Genomic DNA, 25756 nt, shown 5'->3' with positions numbered 1-25756 from the left:
GCGCGACGCCAGTCGCAACAGCCTCGACTCAGGGCCGCAGCACCCAGCCGCCGTCGACATGCATGACCTGCCCGGTGATCCAGTCGCCGGCGCTTGAGCACAACAACAGCAAAGCTCCGACCAACTCATCCGGCGCGCCGCGCACCCGCATGGCGACGCTCGCCTCGAGGAACTTGATGAACGGCGAGTCGTCCGGCGTCAGCTGGCGCCCGGCGTCGCTGGTCGTATTGCCCGGGGCGATCGCGTTCACGTTGATGTTCTGCGGGCCGAGCTGGCGCGCCAGGGTAGTCGTCAGTCCCACCAGGGCGAGCTTGCTGATGCCGTAGATGGACTGCGCGGGGAAGGCCCCCCCGGAAGTCTGGTTGACGATCTTGCCGCCGCCGCGCTCGCGCATCAACGGCACGATCGCCTGCACGCAGTTGAGCGCGCCGGTGACGTTCACGTCCATGATGCGGTTCCACTCCTCGATCGGAATGTCCGCCGCGCTCGCTGAACCCAGTTCCACCATCAGCGCGGCGTTGTTGACCAGGATGTCGACGCCGCCGAAAGCGGCCTTCGCCTGTGCCGCCATCGCCCGGGTGGATTCCGGTTTGGTGATATCCACTTCGAGGGCGATCGCGCGCCCTCCGGCCTGTTCGATTTCCCCGGCGACAGCCTGCGCCCCGCCGGCATTGAGATCGGCGACCACGACCGCGGCACCCGCCGCCGCCAGACCCATCGCGTAGGCACGGCCGATGCTGTTGCCGCGCCCGCCGGCGCCGGTCACTACCGCCACCTTGTCGTGTAATTGAAACTGCTGCAGTGAAAAGCTCATGGGGTTTCCTTTGTCTTATCCGGTTGAGTGCGTGCGCGCCGCTCGCCTATTGCGCGAGTTGCAGGAAGCGCATTGCGGTATCGCGCAGCTGCTGGTAATTGGCCTCATCGCCGAGCGCCTCGCCGAGCAGGCCCACGTCCTTCGCCAGTAGTTTTGCGCCGTGAGCAAAGGCGGCGGGCTCCGGCATACGCGCACAGACGTCGAAGGCGAAACTGCGCCCGCTGGAGACACCGACCAGTTGCGCGAAGGCCGCGCGGTCGATACCCGCCGCCACTGCGCATTCCAGAGCGTGGTGCGCAAGGGCCAGGTTGGCCGCCATCAGGGTATTGTTGACCAGCTTCGCCAGTTGCCCGGAGCCGACACCGCCGAGGTGGGTGATCTGCCCGGCAAAGGTCTCCAGCAGCGGCCGCGCACGTTCCACATCGCGCGCAGCGCCGCCGAGCATGACGGTGAGCGTTCCCGCCGCCGCGCCCTCCCCGCCGCCGCTGACCGGCGCATCGATGAGATGCACGGACCGCACGGCGGCCTCCTGCGCCAGGGTCGCGCAAAGTGCCGGGCTGATGGTCGAGTGGATCACCAGCAAGGAGCCGGGCGCCATCGCCGGGAGGAGTTCATCGACAATCTGGCGCACGCCGGCGTCGTCCACCACGCAAATCGCGCAGTAATCGACCTGCTCGCCCAGTTCAGCTACAGAGCCGGCGAAACGTGCCGCTGTTGACTGGAAGGGTTCCAATGTCTGCGGTCGCCGTGCCCACAGCACGAGATCGTAACCGGCATCGAGCATGCGCCGGGCCATGGGTGCGCCCTGGCTGCCGAGACCGATAAAGCCTGCCCTGATTGCCATGCGTGAGCCTCCCTAGCCGGCGGTAATACCCTTATCGATGTTGATACAGGCACCGTGGAAACCGCGTCCCGCATCCGAAGCGAGCATGGCCACCATCTCGGCGACTTCGCTCACCTCGACGAGACCGCGCATGCCCGTGTAGCGCTTGACCAGGTCGTAGTCGACGCCCTCGGGCATCTGCATGTTGTTCGCGATGTTGGTCAGCATGCCGCCGGGGGCGACGGCGTTGAAGCGTATCGGCTGGTGCATGTATTCCATGGCCAGCGCCTTGGTCAGGTTGGTGAGCCCGGCCTTGCTCGCGCAGTAGGCGCCGGCATAGGCCTCACCGATAAACGCGGCAGAAGAAGAAACATTGACCACCGCGCCGTCGCTGACGAGCAGGTGCGGGATGGCCGCCTGCATGAGGTAGAACGGGCCGTTGAGGTTGACCGCGATCACCCGCTGCCACTGCTCCGGCGGCATCTCGTGGGCGTTGCACATGATGATGATGCCGGCGACGTTACACAGGGCATCCAGCCTGCCGAAGGCCTCCACAGTGCCGGCGACTGCTGCCGCGCACTGCGCCGGGTCCGCCAGGTCCACCACTTCGCTCCTGACGCTGGTGCCCCGCTCGCGCAACGCAGCCGCTACGCTCTCGAGACCGTCGGCGTCGATGTCCAAAAGGCCCAGTGTGGCGCCCGCCTCGGCCAGGCGTTGCGCAGTTGCGAGGCCCAGACCGGAAGCTGCCCCGGTCACCAGGGCGACCTTGCCCTGCATGTCGATTGTCTGTGCCATTGTTTTTTCGTTTTCCGATCAGTGAATTTAAAGCAGCGCCGATTCAGCGCGCGCTCAGTCCTCGTAGGGTTTATTCGCCGCCACCAGTTTGGCCATGTCGATCACCGCGCCCTGCAACACCGAGGCTTTCGGCCAGCCGCCGTGCACCGCGTATTGCAGGACGAACTCCTGGATCTCCTCCATGCTCGCGTTACCGCTCTTAATGGCAGCGTAGACATGCGTGCGAATGGGTGTGCGCGAGGAGGAGTCGGCGACGCCGACCAGGGTGATCCAGCGCCGCGAGCGCTGGTCCAGCCCCGGCCGCAGCCACATCTCGCCGAACACGAAATTGAGAATGCCGGCCTCGAAATACGGGGTGGCCGGCGGCGGCGCGGGGAACAGCATCGCGTCCTCGAAGCTCTGCGCGCCCTCGGCGAGCCGCACCTGCGGGTCCCAGGCCACCTCGCGGATCGGCACCGCCGGCGCCTCCTCAATACCCAGCGCCTGTGCGGCCCGGGTGGCGGCCTCGTCGAGCGCGGTACCGCGCGAGAAGCCCGCGTAAACGGCCAGGTGCAGCGCCGCCTCGCGCACTTCCGGCAGGGTCACCTCGCCACTGGCCAGCGCCCCGCGGATATAGTTTTCGGCGAGTGCCCCGCCGCCCGGTTCACAGGCGGCGCCAGCCATGGCGATCCAATAACGGGCGCGGGTCGCCAGCCCGGGGCGCTGCCAGATTTCGGCGAAGATGTAGTCGCGCCAGGACTGCTGCAACAGGGTGTCCGTGGCGCCGGGCGCGCCGAGGCGCTGCACCTGTAGTTCCGCGCCACAGCGTGAGCGCTCCGCGGGTTCGATCGGGCTCATGGTCTTCTCCTTGCTGGCCGCGATGCTCAGGCCTGGGCCGGTTTCAGGTTCATCCACACGTTGCGCGCTTGCAGGAACTCCAGCAGTCCCTGCTCGCCGCCGAGGCGGCCGAAGCCGCTTTGTTTCATGCCGCCGAAGGGTGCGAAGGGCTGCATGCCCTCCCCCGAGGCGTTGACGTGCACCATGCCCGCCTGCATGTGTCCGGCGACATGGTGCGCGCGGCGCAGATCGCTGGTGTGGATGTAGGCACCGAGGCCGTAGTCGCAGTCGTTGGCCAGGTGGATGGCTTCCTCCTCGGTATCGAAGGGCGTGACCGACAGCACCGGGCCGAACACCTCGTGCTGCGCCAGGTCGCTGTCGTGGGCCACGTCGGCAATCACCGTCAGCGGCAGGAAGAAGCCTTCGGCATAGTCACCGTCGAGACGGGTACCCCCGGTCAGTACCCGCGCCCCGGCGTCGCGCGCCTGCTCGACACTACCGAGGATGCGCTGCACCGCCGCTTCGCTGATCACCGGCCCCATCACGGTGCCCGCATCCAGCGGGTCGCCCACCGTGATGCGCGCGGCGATCTGCTGCATGACGCCGAGGTATTGCTCGTAAATGCCGCGCTGCACCAGCAATCGCGTGCCGTTGACGCAGCCCTGCCCGCTGACGCTGATCGCGCCGCTCAGGCCCATCTGCCCCGCCCGGGCGAGATCGGCGTCGTCGAACACGATCACCGCGGACTTGCCGCCCAGTTCCAGGCAGCAGGGCGTGAGGTTTGCCGCGGCGGATGCCAGCACCTTGCGCGCGGTGGCGCCGCTGCCGACGAACTGCACCTTGTCGACGTCCGCGTGACCGACGATCGCCGCGCCCACTTCAGGGCCGCCGGCGAGCACGTTGACCACGCCCGGGGGAAAGCCGGCTTCGAGGAACAGCTCACCCAGGCGCATCACCGAGTACGGCGCCAGTTCGGGCGCCTTGATGACGATGCAGTTACCGGCGGCAAGCACCGGCCCCATGACCATGGCAGCGGCGAACAGGGGACCGTTCCAGGGAATCACCGCACCGACCACGCCGTAGGGGGCGTAGTCGACGTAGTTGTGGGCGGGACCGTTCCACGCCTGCAGGGTCTGCCCGCGGATCTTGTCCGCCCAGCCCGCGTAGTACTCGAAGCGCTGCGCCGCGACTATCGGTGCGTAACCGGCCATCATCACCGGCGAGCCGTTGCCCAACGTCTCCAGCAGCGCCAGTTCCCCGGCGTGTTGTTTGAGCGACGCTGCCAGCTGCAACAGCAGGTCGCGGCGGGCGTCGCCCGGCAGCGCAGCCCACGCCGGCTGTGCAGCGCGCGCGGCGCTGACTGCGGCATCGACGTCCGCGGCACCGGCACCGGCGACCTCGGCCACGCACTGGCCGTTGCCGGGATAGATATGCGCAAAGGCCTCACCGCTGCCCCGCTCCACCAGGCTGTCGCCGATGATCAGGGGATAGCGCGGGAGGGCCGAGGTATCGGGCAGTGCAAAGGCCATGGCGGGTAGCTCCGTATCCGGGGGTGGTGACGCGCACGGGCGGGATTCCGCCGAAGTCACGCCACCACTCTCTTTTGCGTATTTATATGCTTATATTTATCCGTCTAAAGCACCTTTACGGCGTTACAAACGGAACTGATCGTAATAATATACGTTTTATTAGGACGGTCAAGCTTTCTCGCGTACAGTCGCCCGGGAGCACGACACACAACAACAGGAAATGGATATGAGCAAGGGACAGGCCCAGCGCAGCGACACCCGTCGGCAGCCACTGGTAATCGACGCCACCCAGCGCCTGCGGGAATTGTGCCTGGACAGCGCCGAGGGCACCCTGCTCGGTTCACTGTCGGCGGTCGCGCAATCCCTCGGAGTGGGCATCGTGACAGTGCAGCAGGCGGCCCGCGTGCTGGAACACGAGGGCCTGTTGTCCGTGCGCCGCGGCCCGGGTGGCGGCTACTACGTGGCACGCCCGGACGACGCCGCGCTCGACCGCGCCTTCGCCACCTACATGCGGGTGCACGCTATCGACTACCGCGAGGCCTTCGGCCTGGCGGTGATGCTGGATTGTGAAATCATCGAGGCTGTGGCGAGCGGACTTTCTCCGGAAGACCTCGAAGGGATCGCCGCCCTGGCGGCGGACCTGGAAACACAGGTATCCGCCCAGGACTGCATCGAGTTCGAGATCCGTTTTCGGGAGACGTTACTTGCGGTGTTCCAGAAACCCCTGCTGGAACTGCTCGCCCGGGTGGCCATGCAGATGTACCGGGAAGAGCACCAAACGCCGTTCTTCGGCGACGCCGTGGCCATCGACGACTGGCGCGCGGGCCGGCGGCGTATCCTGCAGGCTATCCTCGCCCAGGACCCGGCGCTGGCGAGTTTCGAGGCGCGGCGCTACCGGCAGATGGTCGACGGCTGGCTGCGCGACACGCTCCCTGCGCAGGCCAGCGGCGAACGCTAGGCCCAGTCTTCGCCGTAGTCGTGGGTGAGTTCCTCGCCCGCCTTGATATCGCGCAGCGCCACCACCGACAGATCGTCATAGTAGGCGACATTCGGCGATTTGTGATGATTGATGTACTTTAGCTTGCAGGTGACGTCCGCGAGCTTGTCGTCGGTCAGCCACAGCGTGTAGGGCGTCGGCTTCTTCACCAGTTTGCTGTCGCAGCGACCAAGCAATGTCCCCTTTTTCAGCGCTATGCCCGTGTACAACCCCTTCCCATGAATCTTGCTTTTTTTGACGACCAGTTTTTTCTTCAACCCCACACCGCAACTCCCCGGACCACTTATGCGCTTGCGCGCAGACAAAAGAAAATATCTTAGACGACTGCACCACTCACGCACAGCGTTCGCGTAAAACGCGACCGGATATTTTTTACGGGAGAGGCAACGCTACGGGATCGGGAAACCGAAACGCTTCTCTGGCGGCGTCGAAAAAAGCCATGGAAATAGCGCATTCACCAAGGGACAACATCGCTGGTCCTGAGGTAATCTGGGTACCAGTGTTTTTTCTTACCCTGCTTCTCCATTGACCCAGCATTCCCAGCGACCCACCGACACGCACGCATGCCAGGACAGACCATCGGCTACCTGGGTGTTCGGCTACGGCTCTCTCATCTACAAGGTCGATTTTCCGTTTTTGCGGCGGGAAGTGGCGAGTATCGAGGGTTGGCAACGGCGCTTCTGGCAGGGTTCTCACGATCACCGCGGCACACCCGAGCAACCCGGGCGCGTGGTGACGCTGATCCCCGCGCCGGGGAATATCTGCCGCGGCGTCGCCTACCTGGTAGAGCACGACGTCTTCGAACACCTGGACCACCGCGAGAAGAACGGCTACCAGCGCATTGCGACCGCCATCAGCCTCGGCGAATCAGCGGAAATCGTGGACGGCGTGTTTTATATCGCGGTCCCGGACAATCCCGCCTTCCTCGGCGACGCGCCGATCGAGGAGATCGCCGCGCACATAGCCGACTCGCACGGGCCCAGCGGCAGCAATCGCGACTACCTGCTGCAACTCGCGGTCGCGTTGCGCGAGTTGGGTGATGACGACGAACACGTCGCTGAGCTGGAGCGGTTGTTATCGCAACGGCACACGCCGGACAGCTGACCTGTTGCAGTCGGCGCAGTGCGCCGGCAAGGTCCTATGGCACATCTTCCGCGCCACCGGTTATTTTCGGCCTAGGCCCGCTCCAACCAGCCCCGTGCGAAACGCTCCTGGGTCGGGTCGTTGCGCATGATGTCCATGTAGGCTTCCGCCTGCATGGCGTTGAGCAGCTTGAGCAGGAAGCGCGGGCTGTCATCGCCGCGCATTAGCTTGGCCAGCGCGGCCAGGCTCTTTTCGCCCAGCCAGCCATCCACCACCAGGTCCTCGTAGTTCTTCTGGTTGCGGTTGAGCAGGTTGAGGGCGGACTGGAAAAACCGCACGGCGCGGCGTACGCCCATGTTTACCCCTGTATCGAACATCTCCTGGGCCAGCGCGTTATCCGGCAACTGGTCGCCGCGTATCGGTGCCCAGTAGTTCTCGCGATAGAACTCCGCCACCGCTTTTTGCAGGGTCGCGTCGCTGTCCAGCGAGCCGGGAAAGCCGGACTTGCCCTTCTTCGCGTCGATACGCCGCCACCCCGGCCATTGCGGGTGAATCTTGCGCGCCACGCCGCGATAGGTTTCGCCGCCGCGGTCCGCCGGGTCGTCGGCGTAACCGCCCTCGTGGCGCAGCACCAGCGCCAGTGCTTCATCGAAAGAAGCCATCAGTAGTCCAGGTCCTTCGCGGTAAACGGGCGCCGCGGTTTCTTGCCCAGCACCCGGAACAGGATATCGTTCATAGTCGCCGGGTCGTTGTCGAAGCCGCCGTGGGAGGTGCTCAGGCTACGCGGCTGGCGGCCGCTGTCGCCCTCGCTGTAGACGAATTCGAGCCGCGGGGTGAGCGCTTCCAGCGACTTACTGTGCAGTTGCATACCGAGGATCGGCGCCGGCGTGTCCTCCTCGAAGGCATGGGACACGAAATACAGCAGCGACTTGCGGTAGGGGCCGACGCTGTCATCGAGTTCCAGTTTGTCGCTGAGGTTGTACACCGTCATCTGCTCGATACCGAAGGGCGTGGCGTCGTCCACCAGCCGCGGGTGGTAATGGCTGCGGTACAGGTCCACCGTGCCCGCGGGCGCCATCAGCGAGCAGGTCTTCACCCGCAGGCTGGGCGCCAGTTGCTCCAGCGCTTCGAGCAGGTAAGCCATGACGATACCGCCGGTGCTGTGCCCGGCTAGGTGCAGGTCGACCTTCATGCCCTTTGCATCGCGCAGCGCATCGACCAGGATCTGCAGGCTTTCCACGCCCGCGTTGTTGAGGCGGAAGCCCTCGCGGGCGCCGTACTTCATCTCGCGCCACAGCGCCCTTCCCGGCCGCCGCGCCAGCCGCTCCAGCATCTTGTCCCACCAGTCGAGGTCGCCCCCCACGCGCTCGTCGGTACGCTTGCCGCGGCTGCTGATCACGTCTTTCAGTTCTTCCAGCACTCCGGTGTCATACATGATGTGATAGGGGTAGATGCGGTTTTCCTTGAACACCTCGCGCATCGCCGCAATGCGCTGGGCGGAAGCTTTCGGGGAATTCAGGCCGCCGTGGGCGTAGAGCAGCAGGTGATCGTACTTGCGGTTCTGCGCCAGGTTCGCGGCAGTAGTGGCGACATCCTGGCGATTGCTCCAGTAGCGGCCGGCGTCGTGAAACTGGCCGTCGTCCATGTGCACGAAGTGGCCGGCGATACGTCCACGCGGCGTGGCGCCGAGACCCTCGGTCAGCATTGCGGTACGCCGCGACCCCGCGGTGGCCTCCATGTGCCAGATCTGCGGCGTGGGCAGCGCCACATTCAGCACCCACGCGTCCTGCAAATTCTGGTACCAGTCCTCGTAGCTCCACAGGGCCAGCCCGCCCTTGCCCCAGGTCTTTCCCCAGGAGTTCTGCACCCAGAAACCCTTGTTGGTGTAGCCGACGATGGCGAAGGCATGGCCACCGGTAATGCCGGGCCGCAGGTCGATGGTACCGTCCTGCACCGCAGACTTACCCCAGCCATTGTGAACCTGTGCGGAGCAGAAAATCGCGCCGGCTTCGTTGAGCGCGGCATGGAAATCGCTGATTCTCGGGCGCAGGCGATAGTACGCACCGATAGTATTGCCGCGCGCATCCTTGGCCGCGTCGACGCTGAGCTCGCCCGGCTTGCCATCGCGGTAGGGCCAGAGGCTTTCGCGGCATACGCCCATGCTGGCGAAGCCCTTGATGGCCCCGCGGCAGGACGAACCGGAATACTCCTCCCCCGGCCACTCGTCGTACTTGCGCGCCATTTCGTAGAGCATGCGCGGACTCACGTTGACCTTCAGGCTGCGCTGCTGGTTGAGCATGTTGATGACGGCGGCCAGGCCGAATCCGGTACAGGCACCCTCGCTTTTCTGGTCCATGATGTACAGCCCGCTGGGCTTGGCGATGTAGCGGGCCATCGGGGTTGGCGGCGGCAGGTACATCCAGTCGCGCGAATCGGGCTCATCGCTGGTGGCATTGAGGGCATAGCCGCCCAGCATTGGCAGCTTGTCTGGGTCCATGGTGTCGCTTCCCTGCGCGAGCGCGCCTCGCGCCTGTTGTTATCGTGGCTTGCAATGGTGGCGACCGCCGCAGCGATCAACGGCAAGTATAGGTCAAGCGCGGGAGCCGGCCAGTCGCGATCAGCCAGCCTCCTCCCCGAGGCGCTCGCGAAGTTCGGCCATGCGCAGGGGTTTGGCATACAGCCAGCCCTGGGCGAACTGCACGCCGTAACGGCGCAACTGGTCGCGCTGGTGGGTGGTCTCGACACCCTCGGCGATCATGCGCAGGTCGAGGCTGCGCGCCAGTTCGATAATGTGTGTAAGCACTTTGCCGGTGACCGCCTCGTCCTCACTGTCGATACAGTCGACGAAGAATTTGTCGATTTTCAGGTAATCGAGATCGAAGCTCTCCAGGTACGAGAGGCTGGAATAGCCGGTGCCGAAGTCATCCACCGCGACCGGTATGCCGCTCTCGCGCAGGGCGTGGATGATGCTGATCGCCTGCTCCGGACGGGTCAGGCCGCGCTCGGTAATCTCCACGAACAGGTTGCCGTCACCGGCGTGCATCTGCTGCTTGAGCGCCACCAGCCGCTCGACGATACCCGCGTCGTGAATGTCACGGGCGGAGACATTGAGCGAAATATGGAAATCCGGGAAGTCGCGGAACAGGTCTCGCGCGTCGCGCGCGGCGAGCTGGAACAGGCGCTCGGTGACATCGTGAATCAGGCCCGACTCCTCCGCCGCCGGCATAAACACTTCCGGACTGATGACTTCGCCGTTGGGCCGGCGCCAGCGAATCAGCGCCTCGGCGCCAGTCCAGCGGCCGGTCTCGAGATCGACAATCGGCTGGTAGACGAGAAAGAACTGTTTTGCGCGCAGGGCCGCGCGAATCGCCTGCGGCAGGGCCATCTGGTGGCGGGAGAGAAACAGGATCGCCCAGATCAGCACAGCGCCGGCCACCGCACCCACCGGCAGCAGATAGCCGGTTAGCTCGCGGGTGCGCCGGTCCAGTGCCGCCCGCGGGATAGCGGCTACCGCGGTCAGGCCGGAGCGCGCCGCGCGCGCCACGCCGACAATGTAACCGTCGCTGAGGAATGCGCGAGTATCGCCGGCATCCGGCGGGGCCTGCAGCCAGTCGGCGGACACATCGCCGTTCTTCAATAGTGGCGCGCTGCTGTCCGCGCTGAATACCGCCAGGTTCACCTGCGCGCCGCGGGTGACGTTCTCCAGGGTGGCCTGCGCCTGTACCACACCGGCAATATTCCCTTTCTGCAGGACCAGGAATTCGAGCTCGCCAAGCCGTGGTATGTACACATCGTTGCGCACGCTCATCTGCGTGTCGGGAAGCCCGCTCACCAGCGGCTCGCCGAGATCGAAGACGCGATCGTCGATGTTCATCGAGGAACACACGAGCTGGTTGCCGCTGACATAGCCGAGCGCCTTCACGTCCCGGGTACGCAGGGCTGCGTATTCCATCAGGTTGAGGTTCTCCACCTCGCAGGGTTCGCCGACGATCATCGGCGCCAGTTGCGTGACCACACCGAGAAAACTGTCGAAGGTGGCCTCGGTCTTGGCCAGCGCCTCGCCGGCGAACTCCAGGGCACGCGTCTGTTCCGCCTCCAGGCCCTGCTGTCGCGCCAGCCCGAGTACGAACACGATAGGCGCAGCAATGCCGATCGCAGCGATGAGCAGCGTTACTACAATAGAACTCAGTTTAACCATGCTGTTGGCGTCCCCGCTTGACCGCGACCGCGCTTGCGCCGCAGGCGTGCCAGCGTATCATGCGTGCATGATTGCCTGCCCCGGGACACGTTGTCGATAACCAGTCGATGAGCATAATTTACTACAAGCTGCGCGCTTTCATCGTCACCTGGCTGCTGCGCCTGCTGCCGCGCAAGGCGCCGCTGGTACTGCAGGGCAGCGGTTCGGCACAGGCGCTTGCGCGACAATCGGCAATGCTCGGATTCCAGCGCCTGTTGCTGGTCTCCGACCGGCACCTGGTGGCGACCGGGCTGCTCGAACCGATCCGCGCCGCCTTCACCGAGGCCGGCGTCGAGCATGTGCTGTTCGATGGCATCGACCCGGACCCGGATTTCGACCAGGTCCGCGCCGGTGAGGCCATTCTCACGGAGCACCAGTGTGACGGCGTGTTTGCGGTGGGCGGCGGCTCGGTGCTGGATGCGGCGAAGATGATCGCCCTGCTGCACAACAACCCCGGTGAACTGGCCGCCTTCGATGGCGTGCAGAAGGCACGCCGGCCCGGACTGCCGCTGTTCGCCGTTCCCACCACCGCCGGCACCGGTTCCGAGATAACCCTGGCGGCGGTAATCACCGACAAGCGCAGCCATCGCAAGGTCCCGGTGGTCGACAGCCGCATGATCCCCGACTACGTCGCCCTGGACGCCAGCCTGATGCGCGGCATGCCGCCCGGGGTCACCGCCGCCACCGGCATGGACGCCCTGTCCCACGCCATCGAAGCCTACCTGTCCCGCGCCGCCACGCCGGCTACCGAGCGCCAGTCGCGCGCCGCGGTGTACCTGATTTTCAAGCACCTGGCGCGCGCCTGGCGCAACGGCGAGGACCTCGAAGCCCGCGAGGCAATGGCCAGCGCCGCGTTCTTCGCCGGTGCCGCCTTCAGCCAGGCATCGCTGGGCTACACCCACGGCATCGGCCACCAGCTCGGGCGGGTCTGCCACCTGCCCCATGGCGTCGCCAACGCGATGATCCTGCCCGAGGTGCTCGCCGCCTACGGCGACTGCGTGCATCCGCGCCTGGCGGAACTGGCGCGCACCCTGGACCGCGGCGCCGCCAACGAGGACAACGCGACACTGGCACAGCGCTTCATCGATGCGGTGGTGCAATTGCGCGACGAACTGCAGCTGCCGCGACAGGCGGAGAGTCTGTCCGCAGCGGACGTCGATGACATCGTGCGCGAGGCGCAGGCGGAAACCGGCAATCTCTACCCGGTGCCGCGCTACCTCGATGCCGACGAATTGCGATCGCTGGTGCGCGGCTTGCTTCCCGCCGACTGACTTCCTATTCTCGCTTAAGCACAAAACACAACAACGAGGCCTTCCGATGTCCAATCAGTTCAACGCCGTCAGCTTCCTGGGTCGCTGTGTCTTCGCCCTGGCGCTGGTGTGCGGCACCTACAACCCGACCGACTACTCCTACGTCAGCTGGGTGCTCGCCGAGGACACCACCTTCGGTCCGGTGCCGGCGCTGGTCGGCGTCGTCCTGCTCATCGGCTGGATCATCTTCCTGCGCGCGACCTTCCTGTCGCTGGGCTGGCTGGGGATTATTCTCGGCGCAGCGCTGTTCGGCTGCGTGGTCTGGCTGCTGGTAGACCTCGGCTGGCTGAGCCTGGATTCCGGCAGCGCCGTCACCTGGGTGGCCCTGATCCTGATTGCCCTGATCCTCGCCGTGGGGATGTCCTGGTCGCACATCCGTCGCCGGCTCACCGGCCAGTTCGACGTCGACGATATCGAGGATTGAACGAACAGCGCGGAATCAGGAGGACTTTTCCGGGAACAGTTCCTTGACGTTCGAGGTGATGGCCGGAGCCCGTGGCTGGGTGCCGAGGGTGGCCTGGCGATTCCAGATATGGTCGTGGCGCACTTCGTGTTCACCGAAGCCGCTGACCGCCTTGCGCAGCACCGAGGTAATGCCGTCGCAGTCCAGCGCATCGCAGTAGTGCATGAGTTCGGTCACGTAGCTGTGTATCTGGCCGTAGGAGAGACACTCCTCCTCCGCACGCATGATCATCGGGTGACCGGTGCCGGTGACGTTGCTACCCAGCAGTAACTCCTCGTAGAGCTTCTCGCCGGGGCGCAGGCCGATGAACTCGATGTCGATGTGTTCGCCGACGTGGGTGTCGTGGTCGGTCTCGTAGCCGCTCAGGCGGATCATGCGCCGCGCCAGGTCGACAATCCGCACCGGCTCGCCCATGTCGAGCACGAAGACGTCGCCGCCGGTGCCCATCGCACTGGCCTGCACCACCAGTTGAGCCGCTTCCTTGATGCTCATGAAATAGCGGGTGACTTCCGGGTGGGTGACCGTCACCGGCCCGCCGTTTTCGATCTGCTCGCGGAACAGCGGCACCACGGAGCCCGAGGAACCCAGTACGTTGCCGAAGCGCACCATGCAGAAGCGCGTGTTGTTTTCGCGCTGGGCCAGGCCCTGCAGGATCATCTCGGCGAAACGCTTGGAAGCGCCCATGATGTTGGTCGGGCGCACCGCCTTGTCGGTGGAGACCAGCACGAAGGTATCCACGCCGGCCTTGCGCGCCGCCTGCGCCGCGTACCAGGTGCCGAACACGTTGTTGGCCACCCCTTCGGCGACGTTGTATTCGACCATCGGCACGTGCTTGTAGGCCGCCGCGTGGTAGACAGTGTCGACCTTGAAGGTGCGGAAAACGCTCTCCAGCCGGCGGCCGTCCTGCACTGAACCGAGCAGCGCCACCATGTTGAAGTCGAGGTTGGCGGCCAGCATCATGTCGCGCAGTTCGCGCTCGACGTTGTACAGGGCGTACTCGCAGTTATCGAGCAGGACCAGTTCGCGCGGACCGGAAAGCATGATCTGCCGGCACAACTCAGAGCCGATGGAGCCGCCCGCGCCGGTGACCATGACCACCTTGTCGGTGATGCAGCGGTCGATCAGTTCCGGGTGCGGCGGTACCGGGTCGCGGCCGAGCAGGTCGTCGAGGTCGATATCCTGGATCTGGTTGACGCTCGCCTCGCCGGCCACCAGTTCGGTGATGCGCGGCACGGTGCGCACGTACACCGGCAGGCCGACCAGCGAGTTGATGATTTCCTTGCGTCGCTCCGGCGACGCGGAGGGAATCGCCAGCAGCACCTGGGTGATATCGTGCTGGGCGATCAGTTGTTCGATTTCTTCCGGCGGCACCACCTGCAGGCCGTTGATCACCGAGTGCTGCAGGCGGGCGTCGTCGTCGACGAAGGCCACCGCGCGGTACTGGTCGCCGTGGTTGAGCGCCGTCAGCAACTGGCGTCCGGACTCGCCGGCGCCATAGATCAGTACGTTTTCCGACAGCGAGCGCAGCTTGGCCTGGTAGTAGGCGCGCACGGACAGGCGCATGCCGCCGATACCGAGCATGGCCAGACCCCAGTAGATGAAGGGCATGGAGCGCGGCACCTGGGCCTGAGTGAAGAAGATAGTGGCACCCAGTACCAGCGTGGAATAGCTGACCGCGGTGATAACCGCCCAGATGGCCTGCTGGCCCATGAAGCGGATGACCGCCCGGTACAGGCCGAGGCGCAGGAAGATGAAGGCGCTGACTACGACGGTGAACGCCGCACAGAAAATTTCGACCGGACCGAAGGGGAAATCCAGGCTGCCCCAGCGGAAGGCCACCGCCGCCCAGATCGCCAGGCTGACAAAACCCATGTCGATGGCGAGCAGGCAGGCCTGTTTGATGTTGCGGGGAAGTTCGATGAGCTTTTCCAGACCGTCCCGCAGGCCTCCGACCAAGCCGGAAACCGAGCGCGCAACTACACGGCCACAAAAGTTCAGCAAGCCCCTTCCTCACTCTTAATGGTCTGGTCTGGTGTTTAGACGGCTACTGATTGTGTGCTTTTTTGATGTTGTAGCCCGCGTTTGATACTAGCCCACTTTCAGGGCTTTAGCCATGCCGAGCAGCAGGGGAAAATATGCCAAAATTACCAAACTCACCGCGTACTCCGGAAAAAATGCGGCACAAGTCGCCAGTGGCGCCAACCACAGAAGGATAGCTGCGAGCAGTGCCAGCACCACAGGCCGGTGCCCGCCCCAGGCGCGGCTCAGGCGCTGGTAGGCGTGCGAACGATGCGCCTGCCAGACCCGCTCGCCCTTTGCTGCGCGCCACAACAGGGTCACCGTTGCGTCGGTGATAAACGCGGCGAGCAGGATCAGCCAGCAGGCCAGCGGCAGGATCTGCTGCCACATGCCGTAGAGCGCCAAGCCGCCGAGCAGGAAGCCTGTGGGCACGCTGCCGGCATCGCCCATGAACAGGCGTGCCGGCGACCAGTTCCAGAGCAGGAAGCCCGCGTGAGCCGCTGCCAGCAGGAAACACAGCAGCGCGTAATCCGCAGCTCCCGGCACGCGCAGGGCGAGCGCCCCGGCCACCCCGGCCGCGGCGATGCACTGGCTCGCGGCAATGCCATCGATGCCGTCCATGAAGTTGTAGAGATTGACCAGCCAGAGCAGGCCCGGCACCGCGAGCAGGGCAAACCAGGCCGCGTTGGCGACTCCCGCGTCCGCGGCGCGCGCCGCGTACAGCGCGTAAACCGCGAGCGCGCAGCACAGGGCATACACACCGAAACGCGCCGCCACCGGCAGGCCGCGCAGATCATCCAGGACACCGACCACCAGCAGCGACAGCGCAAGCCCGAGCAACAGGGCCAGGGGCGCCGGCCATACGGCATCCACCACACCCGCCGCGACAGCCACCACCATCATGGCCAGCAGTGCCGGGATACCGCCGCCATGGGGTGTGGGCAGCACATGGGAGCTGCGCTCGTTGGGCAGGTCGAGAATCTGCCAGCGACGTGCCAGGCGCAGGTAGGCGCCGCAACCGAGGGCGGACAGCAGGAAACAGGCGCCGATTGCGAAGCTCACGAGCGCGCCTCAAAGGCCGGAGGAAAAACGCTCTCGAAACGCTGTTTTGGCCGCCAATCGGCTTCGCGCTGTGCGCGGCTGCTGTCGTAGAGCTCGGTGCCGAACAGCTTCTGCCAGATGGGTTCCACGCCCGGAGCGACAAGGTCCTGCGCCGCCGCGCCGATACGCCAGGCAAAGCGCGGCAACCAGGCCCGCGCCGGCGACTTGCCGGCGGCGGCGCGCAAGACGTCGTAGAGTCGCTGCGTGCTGTAGGCTTCGCCGTCGGCGGCAATCCAGGTCGCTGTCATGCCAGGCTGGCTGCGAAGATCAGCCTGCGCTGCGCACAGCGCGAGATCCACCAGGTCGCTGCGCGATATCATCGAGCGCGCCCCCTCGTTCGGGGGACGCGGCACGCCGAGGGCGATGGCACGCTGCAGCAATGCCAGGTTACCGGCAGCCCCGGGCGCATACACCAGTGCCGGTCGCAGGATGACGACGCTCATCCCGGAGGCGGCCGCCAGTTCCCGCAACCCCTGCTCCGCGCCCCACTTGGCCGCGCCGTAGGCATCCTGCGGCTCGCAGGTGTCCTCTTCTGTGCGCGGCGCGCTCGTGCTCGCCGCCCCCATCGCCTTGACGCTGCTGACAAACACGAAACGACGAACGCCGGCGTGGCTCGCCGCGCGTGCCAGGGCCAGTACCGCATCGCAATTCAGGCGCTGGTGTTCCTCCGCTGGGGCTTCGCGGTGAGCGATCGCGGCGAGGTGAAAGACCGTGTCCACACCGGCCATCGCCTCGGGTTCGGCCTGCCAGTTCGTGAGGTCTACGGCGACGGTCGGCAGTCCGGGCAGGGCCGCACCGCTACCACTCCAGGCGACGACCTCGTGACCGGCCCGCTGCAACGCCGGGCACAACTCGCGGCCGATAAAACCGGTAGCCCCGGTGACCAGGCATTTCACGAGTAATTTTGGGGCTGAGGGGGCATAAGCCCCCACATGATACGGATGCCATGCGCTTAATCCAGCGTTATCCGCGCGCGGTTTTTTTCCACCGTCGCCGTGCCCACGCCTTTAACCTCGGTCAGTTGGTCCACCGTGGTGAACGGACCGAACTGCTCGCGGTAGCGCACGATGTCCTCCGCGCGACTCAGGCCAATGCCGTTTAGCGCCACCGCCAGTGTGCGGGCATCGGCGGTATTGATGTTTACGGTGGAAGCAGTGGCCGTCGCTGCCGGCGCCTCCGCCACTTTATTGGCGGCGTGCAGCGGTGAACCGCCGCCTGCCAGGGTCAGCAGCGCGCACAGCGCGAGCGCGAAAACTGCATGGGTGCACGCCGCGGCGCGCCGGTGGTTTTGCGATATAGGCATGATGTGATCTCCCTGATCCTGTGTCTGCGTCCGTGCAGGCATCCGTACCACGAGAGAGTCTAGCAAAGGGCCCGCGGCGGCGAAGCGCCAGGCCCCGATATGATGTTACGCGGGCGTACCCAGCTCGCGATGCACGCGCTCCAGGGCCGCCAGCGGATCGTCGGCGCCAGTGATCGAGCGGCCGATGACCAGGTAGCTGGAACCCGCGGCGATGGCATCGGCGGGAGTCAGCACCCGGCGCTGGTCACCGGCGCTGTCACCCGCCAGACGAATGCCCGGTGTGACCAGGCAGAAATCATCGCCCCGCTCCAGGCGCAGGCGCGGCGCTTCCTGGGCGGAACATACCACGCCGTCGAGCCCGCAGTCTGCGGTGAGCGCCGCGTAACGACTGACGCGCTCGACGATAGGCTCCTCGCAGCCGGTCTCGCGCAGGTCCTCCTCAGACATGCTGGTGAGCACGGTGACCGCGATCAGCAACGGCGGACGCGAACTCCCTGCCAGCGCCCCGACCGCCGCCTCGAGCATGCGCCGGCCGCCTCCGGCGTGCACGTTGACCATCCACACGCCCAGGCCCGCCGCGGCGCGCACCGCGCCGGCCACGGTATTGGGAATGTCGTGGAACTTGAGGTCGAGGAACACTTCGAAGCCGCGCGCCTGCAGCGCTTCCACCAGCGCCGGCCCGGCGGCGGTGAACAATTCCTTGCCGACCTTGACCCGGCACAGTTGCGGGTCGAGGCGCCCGGCCAGGGCCAGGGCGGCGTCGGCGGTGGGGTAGTCGAGGGCGACTATGACAGGGTTGTCGGGCATTGGGGTACTCCGGTTCAGCGCGCGCGTATTATTCCACAGCCGCGCGATGCGCGCCTGATTTACGCTCCTGGATACGCCAGCGCCAGCCGGACGGCTGACGGGAATGACTTGCTACTCGCCGGCCGCGGGCGGCGCGCTGCGCAGGGCCTCCGCCTCGGACTGGGCGCGGACAAGTTGGCGGCGCGCCGCACCGAGGCGGGCGCGCATCTGCAGCAGGATGGCGCTGGACATGAGCAGACCGAGCACGCCCCCCAGCGCGAAGGCGAGCAACAACCACAGCGCCAGGCTGTGTGGCTCGAAGCTGAACAGCAACAAATCAAGGGGTACGGCGATCTCGTTTTGCACCGCGAACAGCACACCGATAGCCACCATCAGCAGCGCGATGGCAACGATAAGGAGCTTGCGTAACAACTTCATGCGAATGTCCGGAGCCTGAAAGTAAAAAGCGGCATGACCGCGCGATCACACCGCCACTACGGGGCGCTGGCGAGGCCTACAGCCCCATTTGCAAACCCATGTTAACACGCTCGCGCAATTCCTTGCCCGGCTTGAAGTGCGGCACATACTTGCCACTGAGCTGCACGGCATCCCCGGTCTTGGGGTTGCGACCGCGGCGCGGCTCGCGATAGTGCAGCGAGAAACTGCCGAAGCCGCGTATCTCGATACGCTCGCCGTTCGACAGCGCCTGCGACATGTGCTCCAGGATGGTCTTTACCGCGAGTTCGACATCCTTGGAGGACAGCTGGCTCTGGCGGGCAGAGATGGTCTCGATCAGTTCACTCTTGGTCATCGGTTCGGGTCGCTTGTGTGTTTGACTGTCTCAATTGTTGCCCAAGAATTTGGGTTGCGCAAGTCGTTATTTTATAAAGGAAAAATTATTCGCCAGGCGGCTGCGGGTGGGATAGCTCGTGTGCCTGTCCTGCTCGGGGGGCCATTCCACTGAGGCAGGCTCGGTAAATCCCCTCCTCCGTTGCCTGGTCCCGCTGTGTGTCTGTCGGGCGGGAATCTCACGCTGGGTGGTTCATTCCAGGCCGGAGACGCCAGCCCTTCCAGGGTTCGAAAAGCAAACTCACCCTGGAAGAGCTGGCGCCTCTGGCCGATTGACAGCGTACTAGCTGCGAGAGAACTATGAGGTCCGTTCGCTACAGACGGCCCGGCAGCGGAGGTGTTGGCCGCTCCAGTCTGGCGCCCCTCCGGGGTACCCTCAGTTGGTCGTGAGCCCGCAAGCGGTCTCCCTCCACGCCCTCGGCGCCAGACGTGATTTCCGCGGCCAACACCTCCGCCGCCGGTCCTCGCATTGCATAAGCCACCAAACTCAGAGTTTCGAGCTGCAAGTGCCGGGAGACGGGCGGGCGGAGCGCTCGCAAAAGACGCGCCGAGGGCGTGGAGGGAGACAGCGCAGCGCTTTAAGGCTCCCGACCAACCGAGGGCAGCCCGGAGGGGCGCGATCTTAAGAGCGCTCCGCCCGCGGGTCTCCCGGCAACCCTCGCATCCCCCGGACTCGGCAGACGATCACCAGCGATGTAGCACGGACAACAGGCAGACGCGAGCGCGGCAGGCCCCCACCGCGACTGTGCTTTTGGAGCGAGTGGGGGCCTGCCGCGCTCACGTCTGCCGACCAGCAGCGCCGGAACCAAACGCACGACTACCGTCCAGCGACACCAGAACTCCACTAGCGACACACCAGCACACCAGGAAGCCGAGCCAAAAAAAAGGCCCACCGAAGTGGGCCTCTTTCGCTAGGCAGTGAACCGGGCTTATTTCTCGCCCATCTGCGCCTTGATCAGGTCGCCGATAGTACCCGGTGAAGCTGCTTCGTCCTGCTCGCGCAGAGACTTGACCGCTTCCTGCTCGTCGTCGTGCTCCTTCGCCTTGATGGACAGGCCCAGGGAACGGTTCTTGCGGTCCACGGAGATGATCTTCGCTTCCACGCTGTCGCCCACCTTGAAGGTGTTGCGGGCATCTTCCACGCGATCGCGGGAGATGTCGGAGGCCTTGAGGACACCCTCGACCTCGTCCGCCAGCTTGATGATCACCGCCTTGGCTTCCACTTCTACAACTTCGCCGGTGACGATCGCGCCGCGGTCGTTCTCGGTGACGTAGTTGCCGAAGGGGTCGTCTTCCAGCTGCTTGATGCCCAGGGAGATGCGCTCGCGCTCCGGGTCGATGGACAGGATCACAGTCTCGATCTCATCGCCTTTCTTGTAGTTGCGCACCGCTTCCTCGCCAGCTTCGTTCCAGCTGATGTCGGACAGGTGAACCAGGCCGTCGATGTTGCCTTCCAGGCCGATGAAGATACCAAAGTCGGTGATCGACTTGATCGCGCCTGCCACCTTGTCGCCCTTGGCAAACTGGGAAGCGAAGGCATCCCACGGGTTCTGCTGGCACTGCTTGATGCCCAGGGAGATGCGGCGACGCTCTTCGTCGATGTCCAGGACCATGACTTCCACCTCGTCGCCCAGCTGGACGATCTTGGAGGGGTGGACGTTCTTGTTGGTCCAGTCCATTTCGGACACGTGCACCAGGCCTTCCACACCCTCTTCCAGCTCCGCGAAGCAGCCGTAGTCGGTGAGGTTGGTGATGCGCGCCTTGACGCGGCTGCCTTCCGGGTAGCGACGGGTGATTTCCACCCAGGGGTCTTCGCCCAGTTGCTTGAGGCCCAGGGAGACACGGTTGCGCTCGCGGTCGAACTTGAGGATCTTGACTTCGATCTCCTGGCCGACTTCCACGATCTCGGACGGATGCTTGATGCGCTTCCAGGCCATGTCGGTAATGTGCAGCAGGCCGTCGACGCCACCGAGGTCGACGAACGCGCCGTAGTCGGTGAGGTTCTTGACGATACCCTTGACGGTCATGCCTTCCTGCAGGGTTTCCAGCAGCGCTTCGCGCTCTTCGCTGTTGGCCGCTTCCATCACGGCACGGCGCGAGACCACGACGTTGTTGCGGCGCTGGTCCAGCTTGATGACCTTGAATTCGAGTTCCTTGCCTTCCAGGTGCGTGGTTTCGCGCACCGGACGGACATCCACCAGCGAACCGGGCAGGAACGCGCGGATGGAGTTCAGGTCGACGGTGAAACCGCCCTTGACCTTGCCGTTGATCATGCCCTTGACGACCTCGTCCGCTTCGTAGGCGGCCTCGAGTTCTTTCCAGGCTTCGGCGCGCTTGGCTTTCTCGCGCGACAGGCGGGTTTCGCCGAAACCGTCTTCGACGGATTCCAGGGCTACCTGCACTTCGTCGCCGATGCTCAGGGCACAGTTGCCCGCGGCGTCGGTGAACTGGGAACGGGGGATAACACCTTCGGACTTCAGGCCCGCGTGCACGGTAACCCAGTCGTTGTCGATGTCGATGACCACGCCGGTGACGATGGCACCCGGCTGCATGTCGACGGTCTTGAGGCTTTCTTCAAAAAGTTCGGCGAACGATTCGCTCATTACACATTACCTGTTGGATAGTCTGTCCGTGCCCCCAGCCGGGAACGGGGTTCGTTTACATTCCACCGCCGCGACGGCCCTGGCTGGCTACCGCCGTCGTTGCGATGTATTGCCGGAAAATCAATAACTTGCGAGTCAAGCAAGCCCCGATTCTGTCACCGCCTGCAGGACCTGCCCGAAGACTTCCTCGATGGGCGTGGCCGTGCTGTCGATGACAATGGCATCCTTCGCGGGCACCAGGGGCGAAACCGTGCGGGTCGAATCGCGCTCGTCTCTTTCCTCGATGTCCTTAAGAAGGCGCGCGAGACTAACACTTCCACCCTTTGAAATCAACTGCTTATACCGGCGCTCGGCGCGCTCGGCGGCGCTCGCGGTGAGGAAGAACTTGAGCGGCGCGGCGGGGAAAACCACGGTGCCCATGTCGCGGCCGTCGGCCACCAGGCCCGGTGGCTGCAGGAAGTCGCGCTGGCGGGCGAGCAATGCGTCGCGCACGCTGGGGATCGCCGCCACGGTGGAGGCGCCGCGGCCGCCCTCCTCGGTGCGGATCGCCGCCGAGACATCCTGTCCTTTATAGGCAACGCGCACTTCGCCGTGCTCATCGACCTGGAAGCGCACATCCAGGTGGCGGGCGACCTCGGTCACCGCCGGGTGGTCATCCCAGCTCACCCCTTCGATCAGGCAGGCCTGGCCGGTCACCCGGTACAGCGCGCCGCTGTCCAGCAGGTGCCAGCCCAGGTGTTCGGCCAGCATGTGGCTGATGGTGCCCTTGCCCGCCCCGCTGGGCCCGTCGACAGTAATGACCGGGACCGGCGTCACGCCTCCTCCCGCTGCACCGAGATCTGCAGGCCCAGGCCGCGGGCCAGGGCGTCGAAGCCGGGGAAGGACGTGGCCACGTGGTCGCAGTCATGCACCAGGATCTCGCCCTGGGCACGCAAGGCGGCAATGGCGAAGGCCATGGCGATGCGATGGTCCATGAAGGTGCGGATCTCCCCGCCGCCCAGGGTGCCGCCATCGATGATGATGCCGTCGGGCAGGATCTCGTTGGCGATGCCCAGGGTGGTGAGGCCCTCGGCCATGGCGGCGATGCGGTCGCTCTCCTTCACCCGCAGTTCCTCTGCGCCGCGCAGCACCGTGCGCCCCTCGGCGCAGGCGGCGGCGATGAACAGTGCCGGGAACTCGTCGATCGCCAGCGGCACCTGGTCCTCGGGAATCTCAATGCCGTGCAGGGGCGCGTAGCGCACGCGGATGTCCGCCACCGGCTCGCCGCCCACCTCGCGCTGGTTTTTCAGGGTGATGTCGGCACCCATCTCGCGCAGGATATTGAGCACGCCGATGCGCGTCGGGTTGATGCCCACGTGGTTGAGCAGCAGGTCCGAGCCCGGGGCGATGGAGGCCGCCACCAGGAAGAACGCCGCCGAGGAGATATCCCCGGGCACGTCGATGTTGCACGCCAGCAGGCGGCCGCCGCCCTCGAGGCCGATAACGCCGTCGTGGTTGCTGACCTGGTAGCCAAAGCCGCGCAGCATGCGCTCGGTATGGTCGCGGGTCGGCGCCGGCTCGGTGACCGAGGTACGGCCCTGGGCGTAGAGGCCGGCCAGCAATACGCAGGATTTCACCTGGGCGCTGGCCATCGGCAGGTCGTAGTGGATGCCCTGCAGTTGGCGCCCGCCGTGGATACGCAGCGGGGGACGGCCGCCCTCGCTGGCGTCGATCTTTGCGCCCATGCTCTCCAGCGGCGTGATCACCCGGCCCATGGGGCGCGAGCACAGGGAGGCGTCGCCGGTGAGTTCCGCGTCGAAGGGCTGGCCGGCGAGCAGACCGGCCATCAGGCGCATGCCGGTACCGGCATTGCCCAGGTCCAGCGCTTGCGACGGCGGCTTGAGGCCGTGCAGGCCAACCCCGTGCACCACCACCTCGCCCGCGCCATGGCGCTCGATCTCCACGCCCATGGCGCGAAACGCGCCCAGGGTGGCCAGCGCGTCCTCGCCCTCGAGGAAGCCGGTCACCCGCGTGGTGCCCTCGGCCAGGGCGCCGAGCATGATCGAGCGGTGGGACATGGACTTGTCCCCCGGGACCCGGGCCTCGCCGGTGACCGTGCCGCCAGGCAGTAATCTGAATTCCATAACTCTACTCTTGGCTCTGTATGCGTTTCGCGGTCTCGGGCTGCCCGACGGCCGCCGCGTCCGAAGACCCCTTGCCGCGTTCGGCGAGGCTGGCGGCGAAGCGGTCGCGCGCCGCCTTGGCGCGGGTAAAAGTGCTGTGCAGGCCGTCGGCATCGCCGGTTTCCACCGCCGCGCGCAACTCACCGAGGTGGGCGCTGAACTGGTCGATGGCTTCGAGCAGCGCCGGCCGGTTGGCGATGGCGATGTCCCGCCACATCACCGGGTCCGAGGAGGCGATGCGGGTGAAGTCGCGAAAGCCGCCGGCGGCAAAGCGGAAGATTTCCTCGCTGGCGTCGCTGCGTGCCAGGGCATCGACCAAAGCATAGGCGAGTACATGCGGCAGGTGGCTGGTGGCCGCCAGTACCGCGTCGTGGCGCGCCACGTCCATCTCCACCACCTCGGCACCGGTAGCCAGCCACATGTCGCGCACCAGGGCCAGGGCCGCCGCGTCGGTTTCCGCCTGCGGGGTGAGGATGACACGGTGGTCGCGGTAGAGGTCGGCCTGGGCCGCGTCCACGCCGCTGCGCTCGGAGCCGGCGATCGGATGGCCGAGCACCAGGTGTGCGGGGAAGCTCCCGTCACAGGCATCCAGCGCCGCGCGCTGCAGATTGCCCTTGACGCTGGCGGCGTCGGTGATGACCGGCGGCCGGTCGCTGTCGAGGGTGAGCCGCAGTACGTCCTGCAGCAGGTCCGCGGCAACCAGGGTCGGCGTGCAAATAACAAAGATGTCCGCCGCCAGCGCCTCTTCCAGGGACAGCGTGTAGGCGTCGATCACGCCGAGCTCAACGCCGCGCCGCAGGGAAGTGTCGCGGCGCCCCCAGCCGACGATGCGCGCGGCAAAGCCGCTCTCGCGCAGGGCGGCCGCCAGCGAACCGCCGATCAGGCCGAGTCCGGCGATGGCGACAGTGGCGACCCTGGCTTGCGTGCCGGGCATGTCCTACAACACGGCCCGGGGATACGACCCCAGCGGCTTGAGCAGGATGGACTGTTCCTCGAGCTCGGCGATGATCGCCGCGATATTCGGGTCCTGCAGGTGCCCCTCGAACTCGATGAAGAACACGTAGGCCCACTTCTCGGTGCGCGAGGGACGGGTGTCGATGCGCGTGAGGCTGACCCCGGCCTTGCGGAACGGGTCCAGCAGCAGGAACAGCGCACCGGGCTTGTTGCGGCTGGAGACGATAATAGAGGTCTTGTCGCGGCCCGAGGGCGGCACCTCGTCGCGGCCGATAATCAGGAAGCGCGTGGTGTTGTCGGCGTAGTCCTCGATGTGCTCGGCAAGGGTTTCCAGGCCGTACAGCTCCGCCGCGGTCTCCCCGGCGATGGCCGCCACGCCGGGGGTCTGCGCCGCCATGCGCGCCGCCTCGCCGTTGCTGCTCACCGCCACCCGCTCGATATCCGGCCAGTGCCGGTCGAGCCAGTTGCGGCACTGGGCCAGGGCCTGCTGGTGGGCACAGATGCGAGTGATTTTTTCGCGCGGCGTGTGCGCCGCCGCCAGCAGGTGGTGGGCGATGGCCAGTTCCACCTCGCCGGCGATCTTCAGGCCGGAGTCCATGAAGTTGTCCAGCGTGTGACTGACCATGCCCTCGGTGGAGTTCTCCACCGGCACCACGCCGTAATTGCACTCGCCGGACTCGACCTGGTCGAACACGCTGTCGATAGTCGCCCGCGGCACGCAGATCGCCGCGTGACCGAAGTGCTTGATGGCCGCGGTCTGCGTGAACGTACCCTCAGGGCCTAAGTAGGCCACCTGCAGGGGCTTTTCCAGCGCCAGGCAGGCGGACATGACCTCGCGGAAAATATGCGCGACTGTCTCACCGGCCAGCGGCCCGCGGTTGCGCTCGATGATGCGGCGCAGCACCTGGGCCTCGCGCTCCGGGCGGTAGTAGACCACCTCGGTCTCGCCCTCGCCCGCCTCCAGTGCCGCCTGCACCTCGGCCAGCTTGATCGCGGCCACCCGCTGCGCGCACTCGGCGCGGCGGCTGATCAGTTCCTGCACCTCGCGGTCGATGGCGTCGATATCCGCGCGCACCTCGTCCAGGGTGCGCTTGTCTTCGTGTTCGGCCATG

Annotated in this window: 25 protein-coding genes; 4 read left to right on the top strand and 21 right to left on the bottom strand. The window is 65.8% G+C overall.

Going from position 1 to position 25756, the window contains the following annotated elements; translation table 11 throughout:
* Window positions 1–28: 28 nt before the first annotated feature.
* From E4634_RS10720 to E4634_RS10700, 5 genes are read right to left on the bottom strand one after another with little or no spacing between them, the layout of a single operon-like run.
* Window positions 29–814, bottom strand: a complete 786-nt coding sequence (locus E4634_RS10720) for an SDR family oxidoreductase (protein WP_135443710.1) — start codon at window positions 812–814, stop codon at window positions 29–31.
* A 46-nt stretch (window positions 815–860) separates the two neighbouring features.
* A complete protein-coding gene (locus E4634_RS10715) occupies window positions 861–1658 on the bottom strand; it encodes an NAD(P)-dependent oxidoreductase (RefSeq protein WP_135443708.1) in 798 nt (265 codons plus the stop codon).
* A gap of 12 nt (window positions 1659–1670) precedes the next feature.
* A complete protein-coding gene (locus E4634_RS10710) occupies window positions 1671–2432 on the bottom strand; it encodes an SDR family NAD(P)-dependent oxidoreductase (RefSeq protein WP_135443706.1) in 762 nt (253 codons plus the stop codon).
* Window positions 2433–2486: 54 nt separating this feature from the next.
* Window positions 2487–3269, bottom strand: coding sequence for a carboxymuconolactone decarboxylase family protein (locus tag E4634_RS10705; RefSeq protein WP_135443704.1), 783 nt, complete (start codon window positions 3267–3269; stop codon window positions 2487–2489).
* 26 nt (window positions 3270–3295) lie between these two features.
* A complete protein-coding gene (locus tag E4634_RS10700; protein WP_135443702.1) occupies window positions 3296–4777 on the bottom strand; it encodes an aldehyde dehydrogenase family protein in 1482 nt (493 codons plus the stop codon).
* A gap of 226 nt (window positions 4778–5003) precedes the next feature.
* Between E4634_RS10700 and E4634_RS10695 the strand changes: the two genes are divergently transcribed.
* Entirely contained in the window at window positions 5004–5735 is a 732-nt protein-coding gene (locus tag E4634_RS10695; protein WP_167854853.1) for a FadR/GntR family transcriptional regulator, read from the top strand.
* On the opposite strand, the gene E4634_RS10690 is transcribed toward E4634_RS10695, so the two are convergent.
* Complete coding sequence (locus E4634_RS10690; RefSeq protein ID WP_135443698.1) at window positions 5732–6037, bottom strand: SET domain-containing protein-lysine N-methyltransferase; 306 nt, start codon at window positions 6035–6037, stop codon at window positions 5732–5734. The two genes, E4634_RS10695 and E4634_RS10690, sit on opposite strands and share 4 nt — an antisense overlap.
* A gap of 328 nt (window positions 6038–6365) precedes the next feature.
* Between E4634_RS10690 and E4634_RS10685 the strand changes: the two genes are divergently transcribed.
* A complete protein-coding gene (locus E4634_RS10685; protein WP_240725152.1) occupies window positions 6366–6878 on the top strand; it encodes a gamma-glutamylcyclotransferase in 513 nt (170 codons plus the stop codon).
* Window positions 6879–6949: 71 nt separating this feature from the next.
* On the opposite strand, the gene E4634_RS10680 is transcribed toward E4634_RS10685, so the two are convergent.
* The 3 genes from E4634_RS10680 to E4634_RS10670 all read right to left on the bottom strand — a co-directional run bounded on the left by E4634_RS10680 (window position 6950) and on the right by E4634_RS10670 (window position 11055).
* Window positions 6950–7519: a glycoside hydrolase family 108 protein gene (locus E4634_RS10680; protein ID WP_135443694.1), complete on the bottom strand. Its 570-nt coding sequence runs from the start codon at window positions 7517–7519 to the stop codon at window positions 6950–6952.
* A complete protein-coding gene (locus tag E4634_RS10675) occupies window positions 7519–9354 on the bottom strand; it encodes a C1 family peptidase (protein WP_135443692.1) in 1836 nt (611 codons plus the stop codon). Before E4634_RS10675 ends, E4634_RS10680 begins: the two co-directional genes overlap by 1 nt.
* Window positions 9355–9474: 120 nt before the next feature.
* Window positions 9475–11055, bottom strand: a complete 1581-nt coding sequence (locus E4634_RS10670; RefSeq protein ID WP_135443690.1) for an EAL domain-containing protein — start codon at window positions 11053–11055, stop codon at window positions 9475–9477.
* A 107-nt stretch (window positions 11056–11162) separates the two neighbouring features.
* Between E4634_RS10670 and E4634_RS10665 the strand changes: the two genes are divergently transcribed.
* Window positions 11163–12365, top strand: coding sequence for an iron-containing alcohol dehydrogenase (locus E4634_RS10665; RefSeq protein WP_135443688.1), 1203 nt, complete (start codon window positions 11163–11165; stop codon window positions 12363–12365).
* 46 nt (window positions 12366–12411) lie between these two features.
* A complete protein-coding gene (locus tag E4634_RS10660) occupies window positions 12412–12828 on the top strand; it encodes a DUF6524 family protein (protein WP_135443686.1) in 417 nt (138 codons plus the stop codon).
* 15 nt (window positions 12829–12843) lie between these two features.
* On the opposite strand, the gene E4634_RS10655 is transcribed toward E4634_RS10660, so the two are convergent.
* The 12 genes from E4634_RS10655 to pheA form a co-directional block, all read right to left on the bottom strand.
* A complete protein-coding gene (locus tag E4634_RS10655) occupies window positions 12844–14868 on the bottom strand; it encodes a polysaccharide biosynthesis protein (protein ID WP_135443684.1) in 2025 nt (674 codons plus the stop codon).
* Between the two features lie 87 nt (window positions 14869–14955).
* A complete protein-coding gene (locus E4634_RS10650) occupies window positions 14956–15948 on the bottom strand; it encodes an MraY family glycosyltransferase (protein WP_135443682.1) in 993 nt (330 codons plus the stop codon).
* Window positions 15945–16883 (bottom strand): NAD-dependent epimerase/dehydratase family protein, encoded by a 939-nt coding sequence (locus E4634_RS10645; RefSeq protein WP_167854852.1) that lies wholly within the window; start codon window positions 16881–16883, stop codon window positions 15945–15947. Before E4634_RS10645 ends, E4634_RS10650 begins: the two co-directional genes overlap by 4 nt.
* A 56-nt stretch (window positions 16884–16939) precedes the next feature.
* Window positions 16940–17290 (bottom strand): ComEA family DNA-binding protein, encoded by a 351-nt coding sequence (locus tag E4634_RS22035; protein ID WP_135443678.1) that lies wholly within the window; start codon window positions 17288–17290, stop codon window positions 16940–16942.
* Between the two features lie 105 nt (window positions 17291–17395).
* A complete protein-coding gene (gene pyrF / locus E4634_RS10635) occupies window positions 17396–18097 on the bottom strand; it encodes an orotidine-5'-phosphate decarboxylase (protein WP_135443676.1) in 702 nt (233 codons plus the stop codon).
* 111 nt (window positions 18098–18208) lie between these two features.
* Window positions 18209–18514, bottom strand: a complete 306-nt coding sequence (locus E4634_RS10630; protein ID WP_135443674.1) for a lipopolysaccharide assembly protein LapA domain-containing protein — start codon at window positions 18512–18514, stop codon at window positions 18209–18211.
* Between the two features lie 76 nt (window positions 18515–18590).
* Window positions 18591–18887, bottom strand: coding sequence for an integration host factor subunit beta (gene ihfB / locus E4634_RS10625; RefSeq protein ID WP_135443672.1), 297 nt, complete (start codon window positions 18885–18887; stop codon window positions 18591–18593).
* A 967-nt stretch (window positions 18888–19854) separates the two neighbouring features.
* Entirely contained in the window at window positions 19855–21528 is a 1674-nt protein-coding gene (gene rpsA / locus E4634_RS10620; protein WP_135443670.1) for a 30S ribosomal protein S1, read from the bottom strand.
* 135 nt (window positions 21529–21663) lie between these two features.
* Window positions 21664–22344 carry a (d)CMP kinase gene (gene cmk, locus E4634_RS10615; RefSeq protein ID WP_135443668.1) on the bottom strand — a complete coding sequence of 227 codons (681 nt, stop codon included), beginning with the start codon at window positions 22342–22344 and terminating at the stop codon, window positions 21664–21666.
* Complete coding sequence (gene aroA / locus E4634_RS10610; protein ID WP_135443666.1) at window positions 22341–23651, bottom strand: 3-phosphoshikimate 1-carboxyvinyltransferase; 1311 nt, start codon at window positions 23649–23651, stop codon at window positions 22341–22343. The genes cmk and aroA overlap by 4 nt, the downstream gene beginning before the upstream one ends.
* 4 nt (window positions 23652–23655) lie before the next feature.
* Window positions 23656–24624 (bottom strand): prephenate dehydrogenase/arogenate dehydrogenase family protein, encoded by a 969-nt coding sequence (locus E4634_RS10605; RefSeq protein WP_135443665.1) that lies wholly within the window; start codon window positions 24622–24624, stop codon window positions 23656–23658.
* A 3-nt stretch (window positions 24625–24627) separates the two neighbouring features.
* Window positions 24628–25755 (bottom strand): prephenate dehydratase, encoded by a 1128-nt coding sequence (gene pheA / locus E4634_RS10600; protein ID WP_135443663.1) that lies wholly within the window; start codon window positions 25753–25755, stop codon window positions 24628–24630.
* Window position 25756 lies beyond the last annotated feature (1 nt).

The sequence above is a fragment of the Mangrovimicrobium sediminis genome, assembly GCF_004745945.1.
GTDB lineage: Bacteria > Pseudomonadota > Gammaproteobacteria > Pseudomonadales > Halieaceae > Mangrovimicrobium > Mangrovimicrobium sediminis.
The sequence above is the reverse complement of the archived record's forward strand: the minus strand, read 5'-3'. Positions and strand labels throughout refer to the sequence as shown.